At 61.1% G+C, this 13,776-nt stretch carries 9 protein-coding genes and 4 tRNA genes; 7 read left to right on the top strand and 6 right to left on the bottom strand.

Annotated elements, in window-relative coordinates; genetic code table 11:
* Positions 1–3: 3 nt before the first annotated feature.
* Complete coding sequence (locus tag GKN89_RS14270) at positions 4–738, bottom strand: succinate dehydrogenase/fumarate reductase iron-sulfur subunit (RefSeq protein WP_019453394.1); 735 nt, start codon at positions 736–738, stop codon at positions 4–6.
* Positions 731–2,527, bottom strand: a complete 1,797-nt coding sequence (gene frdA, locus GKN89_RS14265; RefSeq protein WP_370520209.1) for a fumarate reductase (quinol) flavoprotein subunit — start codon at positions 2,525–2,527, stop codon at positions 731–733. The genes GKN89_RS14270 and frdA overlap by 8 nt, the downstream gene beginning before the upstream one ends.
* 385 nt (positions 2,528–2,912) lie before the next feature.
* On the opposite strand from frdA, the gene epmA reads away from it, so the two are divergent.
* Positions 2,913–3,890: an elongation factor P--(R)-beta-lysine ligase gene (gene epmA, locus GKN89_RS14260; protein WP_004929681.1), complete on the top strand. Its 978-nt coding sequence runs from the start codon at positions 2,913–2,915 to the stop codon at positions 3,888–3,890.
* 68 nt (positions 3,891–3,958) lie between these two features.
* On the opposite strand, the gene mscM is transcribed toward epmA, so the two are convergent.
* From mscM to rsgA, 3 genes are all read right to left on the bottom strand, one after another.
* Positions 3,959–7,306 carry a miniconductance mechanosensitive channel MscM gene (gene mscM / locus GKN89_RS14255; RefSeq protein ID WP_370520208.1) on the bottom strand — a complete coding sequence of 1,116 codons (3,348 nt, stop codon included), beginning with the start codon at positions 7,304–7,306 and terminating at the stop codon, positions 3,959–3,961.
* A gap of 13 nt (positions 7,307–7,319) precedes the next feature.
* Entirely contained in the window at positions 7,320–8,213 is an 894-nt protein-coding gene (gene asd, locus GKN89_RS14250; RefSeq protein ID WP_019453390.1) for an archaetidylserine decarboxylase, read from the bottom strand.
* 75 nt (positions 8,214–8,288) lie between these two features.
* A complete protein-coding gene (gene rsgA / locus GKN89_RS14245; protein WP_019453389.1) occupies positions 8,289–9,338 on the bottom strand; it encodes a small ribosomal subunit biogenesis GTPase RsgA in 1,050 nt (349 codons plus the stop codon).
* A 245-nt stretch (positions 9,339–9,583) separates the two neighbouring features.
* Here rsgA and orn point away from each other — a divergent pair, with 245 nt between their 5' ends.
* The 5 genes from orn to GKN89_RS14220 all read left to right on the top strand — a co-directional run bounded on the left by orn (position 9,584) and on the right by GKN89_RS14220 (position 10,810).
* Positions 9,584–10,129 (top strand): oligoribonuclease, encoded by a 546-nt coding sequence (gene orn, locus GKN89_RS14240; protein WP_019453388.1) that lies wholly within the window; start codon positions 9,584–9,586, stop codon positions 10,127–10,129.
* 192 nt (positions 10,130–10,321) lie between these two features.
* Positions 10,322–10,397 (top strand) — tRNA-Gly (locus GKN89_RS14235).
* A gap of 66 nt (positions 10,398–10,463) precedes the next feature.
* Positions 10,464–10,539 (top strand) — tRNA-Gly (locus tag GKN89_RS14230).
* Positions 10,540–10,605: 66 nt separating this feature from the next.
* Positions 10,606–10,681 (top strand) — tRNA-Gly (locus tag GKN89_RS14225).
* 54 nt (positions 10,682–10,735) lie between these two features.
* Positions 10,736–10,810 (top strand) — tRNA-Gly (locus tag GKN89_RS14220).
* A 312-nt stretch (positions 10,811–11,122) separates the two neighbouring features.
* On the opposite strand, the gene queG is transcribed toward GKN89_RS14220, so the two are convergent.
* Entirely contained in the window at positions 11,123–12,262 is a 1,140-nt protein-coding gene (gene queG, locus GKN89_RS14215; protein WP_074055428.1) for a tRNA epoxyqueuosine(34) reductase QueG, read from the bottom strand.
* Here queG and nnr point away from each other — a divergent pair.
* Entirely contained in the window at positions 12,261–13,775 is a 1,515-nt protein-coding gene (nnr, locus tag GKN89_RS14210; protein ID WP_154747212.1) for a bifunctional ADP-dependent NAD(P)H-hydrate dehydratase/NAD(P)H-hydrate epimerase, read from the top strand. The genes queG and nnr overlap by 2 nt on opposite strands.
* Position 13,776: the final 1 nt, after the last annotated feature.

Below are 13,776 nucleotides of genomic sequence, written 5' to 3'. Positions count from 1 at the left end.
CCCTTATTGCGGCTTCAACATGGCGATCATGAAGTCTTTGGCGCTCTCCACCTTGCCCTGCTGGATGGCGGCGGCGGGATCGACGTGTTTCGGGCAGACTTCAGAGCAATAGCCGACGAAGGTGCAGCTCCAGACGCCGTTTTGGCCGTTGAGCTGCGGCATGCGCTGTTTCTTGCCGTGGTCGCGGTTGTCCAGGTTATAGCGGTGTGCCAGCGTGATCGCCGCCGGGCCGATAAACTCGGGGTTGAGGCCGAACTGCGGGCACGCGGCGTAGCACAGGCCGCAGTTGATGCAGCCGGAGAACTGGTGGTACTTGGCCATCTGCGCCGGGGTCTGCACGTTCGGGCCATCTTCCGGTTTGCGATCGTTGCCGATGATGTAAGGTTTGATCGCCTCCAGGCTCTCGATGAAGTGGGTCATGTCGACCACCAGATCGCGCTCGATCGGGAAGTTGCCCAACGCTTCGACCTTCATGCCGCCGACGTAGTCGCGCAGGAAGGTTTTGCACGCCAGCTTCGGCACGCGGTTGACCATCATGCCGCAGGAGCCGCAGATCGCCATGCGGCATGACCAGCGGTAGGAGAGATCCGGCGCCAGGTTATCCTTGATGTAGCCCAGCGCGTCGAGCAGCGAGGTTTGTTCATCGTAAGGCACGGCGTAGGTGACGAAATGCGGCTCGGCGTCGGTTTCCGGGTTATAGCGCATGACGTCGATCTTCAGGGTTTGCATCTCAGCCATTTGCCTGCTCCTTATTCTTTTTCTCCTGCGCTTCGGCTTCTGCGCCGTAGACGCGTTTGGCCGGCGGCAGCTTGGTGATTTTCACGTCGCTGTATTCGAGACGCGGCGCGCCCTGCGGGTTATGGAACGCCAGCGTATGTTTGAGGAAGTTGACGTCGTCGCGCTCGGTACAGCCTTCGTCCAGGCGCTGGTGGGCGCCGCGCGACTCTTTGCGGTTAAGCGCGGAGTGCGCCATGCACTCGGCGACGTCCAGGCCGTAACCCAGCTCGATGGTGTACAGCAGATCGGTGTTGAACACGCTGGAGTTGTCGGTGATTTTGACGCGCTTGAAGCGCTCTTTCAGCTCGGCCAGCTTATCGATGGTTTTTTGCATCAGCTCCGGCGTGCGGTAGATACCGCAGCCTTCTTCCATCGACAACCCCATTTCGTCGCGGATCTTCGCCCAGTTCTCGTTGCCTTCCTGTTTCATCAGGTTGCTCAGGCGGGTTTCGACGTCGCGGGTTTGCGCATCCAGCGCGGCGCCGTTGGCCGGTGCGGTTTCCAGCGCGCGGCGCGCCGCGTGTTCACCGGCGACGCGGCCGAACACCACCAGTTCCGCCAGCGAGTTGGAGCCGAGACGGTTGGCGCCGTGCAGGCCGACGGAGGAGCATTCGCCGACTGCGAACAGCCCTTTGATGCGGGTTTCGCAGTTTTGGTCGGTTTCAATGCCGCCCATGGTGTAGTGCGCGGTAGGGCGCACCGGGATCGGATCTTTCACCGGATCGACGCCGACATAGGCCTTGGCCAGTTCGCAGATGAACGGCAGCCGCTCCAGCAGCTTTTTCTCGCCCAGGTGGCGCAGATCGAGGTAGACCACGTCGCCGCGCGGGGTGGCGATGGTGCGGCCGGCACGCCATTCGTGCCAGAAGGCCTGGGACACCTTGTCGCGCGGGCCCAGCTCCATGTATTTGTTCTTCGGCTCGCCCAGCGGGGTTTCCGGGCCCATGCCGTAGTCTTGCAGGTAACGGTAGCCGTCCTTGTTCACCAGGATGCCGCCTTCGCCGCGGCAGCCCTCGGTCATCAGGATGCCGGAACCGGGCAGGCCGGTCGGGTGATACTGCACGAACTCCATGTCGCGCAGCGGTACGCCGTGGTGGAACGCCATGCCCATACCGTCGCCGGTGACGATGCCGCCGTTGGTGTTGTAGCGATAGACGCGCCCGGCGCCGCCGGTGGCCATCACCACCGCGTTGGCGCGGATCTGCACGCGGGTGCCTTCCATCATGTTAAGCGCCACCAGGCCGCGCGCCTGGCCGTCATCCACCAGGATATCCAGCACGAAGTGCTCGTCGAAGCGTTGGATTTGCGGGTATTTCAGCGAGGTTTGGAACAGGGTGTGCAGCATGTGGAAGCCGGTCTTGTCGGCGGCGAACCAGGTGCGTTCGATCTTCATGCCGCCGAAGCGCCGCACGTTGACCGAACCGTCCGGTTTGCGGCTCCACGGGCAACCCCACTGTTCGAGCTGGGTCATCTCGCGCGGGCACTGATGCACGAAGTGATCGACCACGTCCTGCTCGCACAGCCAGTCGCCGCCGGCAACGGTGTCGTGGAAGTGGTAGTCGAAGGTATCGTGATCCTGAGTGACGGCGGCGGAGCCCCCCTCGGCGGCGACCGTGTGGCTGCGCATCGGGTAGACCTTAGAGATCAGCGCGATTTTCAGTTGGGGATTGGTTTCCGCTGCGGCTATTGCTGCACGTAAACCAGCGCCCCCGGCCCCAATAATGGCAAGATCGGCGTTAAAGGTTTGCACTGCATTCCTCCAATGTTCTTATTAAGAACGGCAAGTTAAATATCTATGCTTAAAATTTAGCGAACTCTTCGGGTGCTAACTAATTGAACCGATTAATGTTGCTTAAAGGTTAAGGATAGATATCTCCCACCAATAATGGGGAATTAACTATACCTAAAGTTAAGTAGTCGAAATTTGATGTGATCGATTGTTTTGTCGATTAACGCTCGACCAACAGGCTTGCCTGCCTTTTCGCGTGTTCGGCGTGCTTTACCCTTTTTAGCGCGCTTTTGCCGCCTATTTATCGGAAATTGGCGTTATCGCCGGTTGCGCATCGTGAAGAATTTGTTTGGCTGCAAGGATGCGAGTAGACTGCATCCCCTGTTTGATTTCGGAGTTAATTACCATGAGCGAAACGGCAAGCTGGCAGCCTAGTGCACCCATCGCCAATTTGTTGAAACGCGCAGCGATTCTGGCTGAGATCCGGCGTTTCTTCGCCGATCGTGGCGTGCTGGAAGTTGAGACGCCCACCATGAGCCAGGCAACGGTCACCGACGTTCACCTGTTCCCGTTCGAGACGCGTTTCGTCGGGCCGGGGGCGGCAGAGGGCCTGACGCTATACATGATGACCAGCCCGGAATATCACATGAAGCGCCTGCTGGCGGCGGGCAGCGGCCCGATCTACCAAATGGGGCGCAGCTTCCGCAATGAAGAAGCCGGGCGGCATCACAACCCGGAATTCACCATGCTGGAGTGGTACCGTCCGCACTACGACATGTACCGCCTGATGAATGAGGTGGACGATCTGCTGCAACAGGTGCTGGACTGCGAGAGCGCGGAGACCCTGTCTTATCAGCAGGCGTTCCTGCGTCATCTGGACATCGATCCGCTGTCGGCGGAGAAGGCGCAGCTGCGTGAAGCGGCGGCCAAACTCGATCTGAGCAACATCGCCGATACCGAAGAAGACCGCGATACGCTGCTGCAGCTGCTGTTCACCGTGGGCGTGGAGCCACATATCGGTCGTGAAAAGCCGGCGTTCGTTTACCACTTCCCGGCCAGCCAGGCGGCGTTGGCGGAGATCAGCACCGAGGACCACCGCGTGGCGGAGCGTTTCGAGGTGTACTTCAAGGGCATTGAGCTGGCGAACGGTTTCCGCGAGCTGACCGACGGCCGTGAACAACAGCAACGCTTCGAGCAGGACAATCGCAAGCGCGCGGAGCGCGGCCTGCCGCAGCAGCCTATCGACTACAACCTGTTGGCGGCGTTGCAGCACGGCATGCCGGAATGTTCCGGCGTGGCGCTGGGCGTGGATCGTCTGGTGATGCTGGCGCTGGGCGCCGAGAGCCTGAGCGACGTGTTGGCCTTCCCGGTCGGGATCGCCTGACGTTTCAGGCGGTGAGAAAAGCAAAAAGGGTCGGCAAATGCCGGCCCTTTTTTTATCGCGAGAATCCCTTACAGCCCTCCGGCGTCGCGCTTGGTATTCGGTGCCGGCGTGGACGGCGGCGTACGGCCGTTGTTGGTCAGCCGCGACAGCGTCTCGGTACGCACCTGGAACGGTGGGTACGGCAGCGTGATGCCGTGCTCACGGTAGCCTGCCAGGATCAGCTGGTGGATCTCGTGGCGCAGCGGCATGCGGTGGCCCATCTCGGCGGCGTAAATACGCATCTCGAAGATCTGGATGCCTTGCTGCAGGTCGACCAGGTAGACCTCCGGCGCCGGGTTATCCAGCACCAGCGAGCAGCGCTCGGCGGCGTTCATCAGGATCTTGGTCACCTCTTCACTGTTGGCTTCGCCCGGCGCCGGTACGGTCAGCACCACACGAGTCAGGTTATCCGACAGCGACCAGTTGACGAACTGCTCGGTGATGAAGGCTTTGTTCGGCACGATGATCTCTTTGCGGTCCCAGTCCGAGATGGTGGTGGCGCGGGTGTTGATCTTGGTGACGGTGCCGGTCAGGTTGCGGATCGTCACGGTATCGCCGATGCGGATCGGCTTCTCGAACAGGATGATCAGGCCGGAGATGAAGTTGGAGAAGATCTCCTGCATGCCGAAGCCCAACCCCAGACTGAGCGCGGTGACCACCCATTGCAGTTTCGACCATTCGATGCCGATCCAGGCGAAGCTGAGCACTGCGCCAAACAGCAGCAGCAGGTACTTGGTGATGGTGGTGATGGCGTAGCCGGTGCCTGGCGACAGATCGAGGTGCTGCAGCACCGCCAGCTCCAGCAGCGCCGGCAGGTTGCGCACCAGCTGCATGGTGATGATCAACACCAGAATGGCGATCAGAACCGCGCCGAGGGTGATCGGATGGGCGGTTTCCACGCCGTTCACCGTCGAGGTGACGTCCCACAGCGAGATGTTTTCCAGGAAGGCGAACGCGGAGTGGATCTCCGACCACAGCACGATCACCGACACCAGCGCGATCAGCGTCAGGATCGAACGCACCAGCCGCAGCGACTGGGCGCTGATGGTGTCCAGATCGAAGTCTGAATCGTCCGGATCGATGGATCCTTCGGTACTGTTCGGGGTATGCGAAGTTTCGTCTTCGCCGCGGGCGCGCTGGGCCAGAATGTCGGCGCGGCGCTGTTTGGCGCGATCGAAGGCGATGCGCCGCCGCTGGATCAACATCCAACGGCGAATGATGTGGTAGATGACCAGCAGCAGGAACCAGATCGCCACCGAGGTTTCCAGGCGCGCCAACAGCGCCTGCGCGGTGGTGAGGTAACCGACGGTCGACGCCAGTGCCGCCAGCAGCGGCGCCGACAGCAGCAGCCCCCAAAAGGCGCTGTTGAGCATGTTGTCGCCGGAGCCGTTTTTATCCAAATACAGCGGGATGCCGGCGCGTTTCAGGCTGTGGGTGACCAGCGCCAGCGCCAGACACAGCAGGATGAAGCACAGCCGCCCCAGCGTGTTGGCGAACTCGCGCTCTTTCAGGCTATCGAAGGTGATCAGCGCCATGATCAGCGGCACGATCAGCCAGATAGACATTTTGTAGTAGCGCATGGCGCGCGAAACCTGCTTCGCCGGCCAGCGGAAGTGCACGATGAACAGCCCCTGCGGGTGGGCGAAGGCGGCGCAGATCATACAGATCCACAGGATCGGCAATGTGGCGGTCACCCCTTTGCCGATCGCTTCCGCCACCGGGTAGTTCCAGGCGCTTTGCAGGCCGTAGCCGAGTGCGGCCCACAGTACCGGCAGCGGCATCGCCACCAGAATCGACCAGAACACGGTGCGCACCGTCAGGAAGAATTCATCCTGCGTCACCTTGCCGACGCGGCTGCTGGCGCGCTCGAGGAAGGCGTGATAGTGCTTGCGCGAACTGATGCTGAAAATCACCAGCAGCAGGGCACCGAAGATCGGGATCAGCGTTTCGCGGCTGGTCACCATCATCATGAAGGCGCCGCCGAGCTGCGACAGCGTATCCAGCGACAGGACGCGCGTCAGATCGTGCGCCACGTTGAGCGGGTAAGAGAAGTTGATCGGATTGACGTCCGGCACCCAGAACAGGTAGCGGTGGGTGGCGTCGCGAATTTCGTTCAACGCTTCGATCAACTGGGTGTTGGCCACCTTCAGCTTGGTCAGCTCGAGAATTTGGGTGTCGCAACCGGACAACAGCGAGTTCAGCAGCTCGCGCTGGGTGCGCAGCTGGGCATCGACGATGCGCTGCTCCTGGCTGCTCAGCGCGCTGCCGTCGTCGCGTTTGAACTCGCGCTGCGACAGTTTTTCCAGCTGGCTTTCAAACTGCAGGCGCTGCACGCGCAGCTGGGCCATGTCGCCGTCCAGCTGTTGCGGTTTGGGCATTTCCGGCAATGTCGCCACCTGGGCGCGCAGGGTTTCCCCCAGCGCCGACGACGAACCGAGCCACTGGGCCTGTTCGATGATGGTGCTCAGCGCCTGGCGCACCTGCAGTGTCTGCGCCGCCGCCTGCCGCTGCTGCGATGAAATCAGATCCATGCGCTGCGCCTGGTTGTTCAGCGCGGCGGACAGTTCGCGGTTGATCTGCAGCTGTTGGCTGATGCTCTTCGGCAGATCGCCGTTCTGCTCGGCCAACTGCTCGGTTTTTTCCAGCGCCAGTTCCGCTTCGCGTTGGCGCTGGGCGTTGAGGTTGTTGCGCAGCGCCTGCAGCTGAACGTCTATTTTCTCGTGGCGCTTTTTATAGACTTCGGCGCGCATGCGCGCCAGCTCCTGGCGATTGTTGGCCGACAGCTGCGCCAGCTCCAGTTCGTCTACTTTGGCCTTGCGCGCCGCGGCTTCGGTCTGCAGCAGGGCCAGGGCGGCCTGCGCGTACGGCGTGGTCGGGTTGGCGGGCTGCGCCTGCAAACGGCGCTGCACTTCGGTCAGCGCGCGGCGGGCGTCGGTCTGCTGCTGCGGCAACTGGCCGAGCGAGTCGCTGATTTCCCGGGTGCGATCCTGCTCTTGCTGCAGCAGGCGTGCCTGTTCCAGCAGCAGGCTGCTGGTTTGCAGGATCTGCTGCTCCAGATCGGCCGCCGGGAGATCGTCGCCGTTCGGCAGGATCTTGTTGCTTTCCAGCACCAGCTGCCGGCGCAACTCCTGCGTCATCTTCGGGAAATCGTCGATCACCCTCTGATACTGCTCGGAGCGAGTCTGCGACTCTTTACGCTCCGTCAGCCAGTTGAGAGCGCTTTGCAGCGCTTCGGTGGTCTCCGCCTGATTCGGCGCGTTTTTGCTGCTTTCCGCCTGCTTCAGCTCCTGTTTGAGCTGGTTCTCGGTCGGCACGGGGGCGGCCAGCGCCGGTTGCCACAGCAGGCAACCGAGCAAAAGCGTGATGATCAGGCGCACGGCGTCGATTCCTTTAGAGCGGGGTCTGTGGTGTTTCAGCGGCGGCCGGAATTTCGGCGAAGGCCTCACCCATGCGGGTGACGGTGCCGTTATGCAGCTGCGGCGCGAACTGTACGCTGCCTGCGGTAAACAGGTTGATCACCGTGGAGCCGAGCTTGAAACGGCCCATCTCGGCGCCTTTTTCCAGCGCGATGGCACCTTCTTCACCGGCGGCCGGGTAGGTCCAGCGCTTGATGATGCCTTCGCGCGGCGGCGTGACGGTGCCGGCCCAGACGGTTTCGATGCTGCCGACGATGGTGGCGCCGACCAGGATTTGCACCATCGGCCCGATGTCGGTGTCGAACACGCAGATCACGCGCTCGTTGCGCGCGAACAGGTTAGGCACGTTGGCGGCGGTGAGCGGGTTGACCGAGAACAGATCGCCCGGCACATAGATCATCTCGCGCAGCACGCCGGCGCACGGCATGTGTACGCGGTGGTAATCGCGCGGCGCCAGATAGGTGGTGGCGAACAGGCCGTTGCGGAACGGCTCGGCCAGCAGATAGTTGCCGGCCAGCAGCGCTTCCAGACTGTAATGGTGGCCTTTAGCCTGGAAGATTTGATCGTCGCGGATCGGACCGAGCTGGCTGATGGCGCCGTCGGCGGGCAGCGCCAGCCAGTTGGCGTCGGCGATGATAGGGCGCGCGCCGTCGCGCAGCGGGCGCACGAAGAAGTCGTTGAAAGTGGCGTAAGACGCCAGGTCCGGATTTTGCGCTTCCTGCATCTCCACGCGGTAGTAGCGGGCGAAGGTCTTGACCACCAGTTGGGTCAGCCAGCCAGCCTGTTTGTCCGCGCCCCAGCCCGCCAGGCGGGTCAGCGCCAGCTTAGGCAGCCAATATTGCAATTTAATCTTGATGCTATCCAGCACGTTAACCTCGTGAATCAGGGTAAAGGGCGCGCATTGTAACGAGGGCTCCGCCGTCGTCAATCCCGCCCGTTAGTGTCAGTCTGCGGCGTCCGTGAAGTTCTTGCGAACCTTCACCTGCGCCATGCTTTCCAGAATGCGGTGATAGTTGTCGAAACGCTCTTCCGCGATATCGCCTTTCTCCATCGCCTCGCGAATGGCGCAGCCGGGATCGGTATCGTGGCGGCAGTCGCGGAATTTGCAACCGCCTAAATAATCACGGAATTCGACAAAGCCGCGGGTGATTTGTTCCGGCTCCAGGTGCCACAGGCCAAACTCGCGCACCCCTGGGGAGTCGATCACATCGCCGCCGTGCTGGAAATGGTACAGCCGCGCGGCGGTGGTGGTATGTTGCCCGAGGCCTGATACGTCGGAAACCTGATTTACCAGAATTTGCTCTTCGGACGGCGGCAGCAGCGCGTTCAGCAGGCTGGACTTGCCGACCCCGGACTGTCCGGCGAAGATGCTGATGCGCCCGGCCAGCGCCTGTTCGAATTCCGCCATGCCTTCCCGCGTCTGGCTGGAGACTTCCAGCACCCGGTAGCCAATCTTGCGATAGATATCCATCATGCCGTCGACCAGCTTACGCGCTTCGGCGTCCAGCAGGTCAATCTTGTTGAGCACGATCAGCGGCTCGATTTCGAGCGTCTCGCAGGCCACCAGATAGCGGTCGATGATGTTCAGCGACAGCTCGGGCAGGATCGCCGACACGATGACGATCTGATTGATATTGGCGGCGATCGGCTTCACGCCGTCGTAGAAATCCGGGCGCGTCAGCACCGAGGTGCGTTCGTGCACCGCTTCCACGATGCCTTTTACCCCTTCATGGGCGCCCAGGCCGGGGCGCCACACCACGCGATCGCCGGTCACCAGCGAACGAAGCGTGCGGCGGATGTTGCAGCGGTGCTGAGTGCCATCCGGCGCCTCAACGTCGGCGTGCATGCCGAAACGGCTGATGACGACGCCTTCCTGCGGCTCGCCCAGTTGGGAATCATCAGGTTCCGGTTTGTTGTCAGCGCGCTTCAGACGGCGCTGATGGTTCGCCTGCACGCGGCGTTGCTGGCCTTTGGACAGTTTGTTCTTACTCACTGCGCCTCACTTGAATCGGTTTTATACCTTTACGTATACGCACAGCTGCGGCGGGGGACTTTCCCCGGGCGCAGCCTTGAACCCGTCAGGGTATATGTCGCCCAGGGCGACCAAAAAGACTATGATACACGCTATTTTATATTAAATAACCGTTGTTAGCCGCCGGCTGCGGCGCGTCGCCACCGGCGGCACCCGCCGTCTCGTCCGCGCAGCGTTTTTCTCTCGGCTTTTAGGCAGGAAACATCATGACAGGAAACGAAAATAACCTGATTTGGATCGATTTGGAGATGACCGGGCTGGATCCCGAGCGTGACCGCATTATCGAAATCGCCACGCTGGTCACCGACGCCAACCTGAACATCCTGGCGGAAGGGCCGGTGATCGCCGTGCATCAAACCGATGAGCAGCTGGCCCTGATGGACGAGTGGAACGTGCGCACCCATACCGGCAGCGGATTGGTGGAGCGAGTGAAAGCCAGCCGCCAGGACGATCGCGCTGCCGAGCTGGAAACCATCGCCTTCCTGCAGCAATGGGTGCCGGCCGGCAAATCGCCGATCTGCGGCAACAGCGTGGGCCAGGATCGCCGTTTCCTGTTCCGCTATATGCCGGAACTGGAGGCCTACTTCCATTACCGCTATCTGGATGTCAGCACGCTGAAGGAGCTGGCGCGCCGCTGGAAGCCGGAAATTCTCGGCGGCTTTAAGAAGCAGGGCACCCATCAGGCGCTGGATGACATCCGCGAATCGGTGGCCGAACTGGCTTATTACCGCGAACATTTCATTCAGCTTTAAGGCGATAGCAGCCCCTGTGGAGAAAAAACGCCGTTTTTAGCCGCTTAATTCGCCAATCTGGCGCTTTAATCGGCAATCAAACAAAAAACGCGTTTTTTTGCTTTCAGGGGCTTGCGACAAAAAGGATTTCTCGTATAATGCGCACCCCGTACCGATGAAGAATTTCGTAACGTTCCACCATCGATACGCCGGGCGGGAATAGCTCAGTTGGTAGAGCACGACCTTGCCAAGGTCGGGGTCGCGAGTTCGAGTCTCGTTTCCCGCTCCAAATTCAACAATGTCGCGATGCGGCATGATGAATAAATAAAGCAGTATCAAGCAGTATCTATGCGACGCGGGAATAGCTCAGTTGGTAGAGCACGACCTTGCCAAGGTCGGGGTCGCGAGTTCGAGTCTCGATTCCCGCGCCAAATTCAACAATGTCGCGATGCGGCATGATGACTAAATAAAGCAGTATCAAGCAGTATCTATGCGACGCGGGACTAGCTCAGTTGGTAGAGCGCACCCTTGCCAAGGTTGAGGTCGCGAGTTCGAGCCTCGTTTCCCGCTCCAAAAATTCAAAGGTCACGCCAGTGTTTGGTGGCCGGATGCCAAAAGCATCTCAATGCGGGAATAGCTCAGTTGGTAGAGCACGACCTTGCCAAGGTCGGGGTCGCGAGTTCGAGTCTCGTTCCCGCTCCAATTTTCTCTTCGTTTCAAACTCAAATCCAACGCCTTGTCGGGCGCGGATTTTTGTCCCGTTTTACACACCCGGTAAAAACGTTGTGAACAGAGTTATCCACAGCCTCTGTACATAAACCCGCCTGCCTGAAAAATCAACGTCATACAAATTAAATATTTATTGCTTTGATTTATAAGCTTATTTATTTATGCCGAAACGTTATGCCGATCACTTGCTCTTTTTGTTGCAGTTGAAAGACAACGTGTTTTTATTTTTATACACAAATCCACAGAGTGAGTCGCTCGGGCGGCATGACTGTGCGATGTACGCCCTCAGGCGTCGCGCGGCAGGCCTTTTTCCACAGCCCGTATCAACCGTTTTTTCTGCGCCGTCTGCACCTCAATGCCCTGCGCTTCGCGGCGGGCGAGCTGTTGCGCCAGCGCCCAGTGGATATGTTCGTCCAGCATGGCGTCCTGCTCCAAACGCGCGCGCAGTGCGAGTACGATGCTGTCCTCATAAGGCGCGTTGCCCAGCGCCACCGCGATATTGCGCAGCCAGCGCAGGTGGCCGATGCGGCGTATCGCCGAGCCTTCGGTGATGCGCAGGAATTTTTCTTCCGTCCAATTGAACAGATCGATCAGCTGCGGCGCATGCAGCGCGGCGCGCGGGCTGAAGTCGTCTTCATCGGTGAGTTGCGAAAAGCGGTTCCACGGGCAGATCAGCTGGCAATCGTCGCAGCCGTAGATGCGGTTGCCGAGCAGCGGGCGGAACTCTTCCGGGATCGCGCCTTCCAGCTCGATGGTCAGGTAGGAGATGCAGCGCCGGGCGTCGACGGTATAGGGCGCGACGATGGCACCGGTCGGGCAGGTGGTGATGCAGGCGACGCAGCGGCCGCACTGCTCTTCCTGCGGCTGATCCACCGGCAGCGGCAGATCGATCAGCAGTTCACCGAGGAAAAACCAGGATCCGGCTTCGCGGTTGAGAATTAGTGAGTGTTTACCAACCCAGCCAATACCCGCTTTGGCGGCCAGCGCGCGCTCCATCACCGGCGCCGAATCGACAAAGGGACGGAAATTCAGCTCGCCGCAGTATTCCTGGATTTGATCGCCCAGCTTTTTCAGGCGCTGGCGCAACAGCTTGTGGTAATCGCGCCCCAGCGCGTAGCGGCTGACGTAACCCAACTGCGGGTTTTGCAAGGTGCTGGCGAACGCCGCCTTGGCCGGCAGGTAGTTCATGCGCACGCTGATCACCCGCAGCGTGCCCGGCAACAGCTCGTGAGGGCGCGCGCGCAACATGCCGTGGCGCGCCATCCATTCCATCTCGCCGTGGTACTGTTTGTCGAGCCAGGCCTGCAGCTTCGGCTCTTCAAGGCTCAGATCGGTATCGCAGATGCCAACCTGCTGGAATCCTAGCGATTGCCCCCATTGCTTGATATGTTGGGCGAGTTGATGGAGATCGAGGGGGTGCGTCATGACGGGCCACAGTGAAAAAGCATACGTTGACAGTTTACCACACTCTGTCTGGCCTGCGGACTGGATCCGGCGTTCGGAACCTGCGGCGGCGGCCTCGCTCGGTATTTCTCTTTACGATTTGATGCAGCGCGCCGGTCAGGCGGCCTACGCGCTGGCGCGCAACGCTTACCCCTCACGCGACCACTGGCTGGTGCTCTGCGGCCACGGCAACAACGGCGGCGATGGCTATGTGACGGCGCGCCTGGCGAAGGCGGCGGGCGTGCAGGTGACGGTGATCGCCTGTGAAGGCGCACGGCCGTTGCCGCCGGAGGCCGCTGAAGCCCGCCTGGCCTGGCTGGCCGCCGGCGGCGATATTCTGCCGGCGCACAGCCGCTGGCCTGAACGAGTCGATCTGATCATCGACGCTCTGTTAGGCACCGGTTTAGGCAGTGCGCCGCGTGCGCCTTACGATGCGCTGATCGAAGCCGCCAACCGCCATTCGGCGCCGGTGGTGGCGCTCGATATCCCGTCCGGCCTGCTGGCAGAAAGCGGTGCGGCGCCGGGGGCGGTGGTGCGTGCCGCACACACCGTCACGTTTATCGGTCTTAAGCCGGGGTTGCTGACCGGCCAGGCGCGCGATTGGGTCGGGCAACTTCATCAGAATACGCTAGGCTTATCGGGTTGGTTGGCAAAGCAACCGGAGCAGATTCAGCGGCTTACCGCCGAAGTGCTGCCGCGCTGGCTGCATCCGCGCCGTCCCTGCGCCCACAAGGGCGAACATGGCCGTCTGCTGTTGGTGGGCGGCGACCGCGGATTCGGCGGCGCCATTCGCATGGCGGCGGAAGCGGCGCTGCGCAGCGGGGCGGGATTAGTGCGAGTGCTCACTCACATTGAACACGTTGCGCCGCTGTTGGCGGCCCGACCGGAGTTGATGGCACAGGCGTTGGACGAAGCGACGCTGCGGCAGGCGATGCAGTGGGCGGATGTGCTGGTGGTTGGCCCGGGGTTGGGCCAGACTGAGTGGGGCAAAAACGCGTTGAACGTGCTGCAAACCAGCGATAAACCGGCTTTGTGGGACGCCGATGCGCTGAACTTGCTGGCATTAAATCCCGAGAAACGGCAGAATCGCGTGATGACTCCGCATCCCGGGGAGGCGGCGCGGCTGTTGAGCTGCAGCACCGCCGACATCGAGAGTGATCGCTTACTTGCCGTGCGTAACCTGACGGCGCGTTATGGCGGCGTGGCGGTGCTGAAAGGCGCCGGAACGCTGATCGCCGATGAGCGGGGGCAGATGGCGATCGCCGACGTCGGCAACGCCGGCATGGCCTCGGGCGGCATGGGCGATGTGCTGTCGGGCATCATCGGCGGTTTGCTGGCGCAAAAGCTCTCGCTGTATGATGCTGCCTGTGCGGGCTGCGTCGTACACGGCGCGGCCGGCGATCGCGTAGCGGAAAGACAAGGTACAAGAGGCATGTTGGCGACCGATTTACTGCCGGACATCCTTCATTTCGTTAACCCTGAGTGGGCAAAATAGA

Source organism: Serratia sp. YC16 (genome assembly GCF_009707615.1).
GTDB lineage: Bacteria > Pseudomonadota > Gammaproteobacteria > Enterobacterales > Enterobacteriaceae > Serratia > Serratia surfactantfaciens.
The sequence above is the reverse complement of the archived record's forward strand: the minus strand, read 5'-3'. Positions and strand labels throughout refer to the sequence as shown.

Excerpts from the sequence above, each read along its gene's own strand:
- GKN89_RS14270 (WP_019453394.1), bottom strand. The coding sequence starts at position 738 with ATGGCTGAGATGCAAACCCTGAAGATCGACGTCATGCGCTATAACCCG.
- epmA (WP_004929681.1), top strand. The coding sequence starts at position 2,913 with ATGAGCGAAACGGCAAGCTGGCAGCCTAGTGCACCCATCGCCAATTTG.
- orn (WP_019453388.1), top strand. The coding sequence starts at position 9,584 with ATGACAGGAAACGAAAATAACCTGATTTGGATCGATTTGGAGATGACC.
- nnr (WP_154747212.1), top strand. The coding sequence starts at position 12,261 with ATGACGGGCCACAGTGAAAAAGCATACGTTGACAGTTTACCACACTCT.
- queG (WP_074055428.1), bottom strand. The coding sequence starts at position 12,262 with ATGACGCACCCCCTCGATCTCCATCAACTCGCCCAACATATCAAGCAA.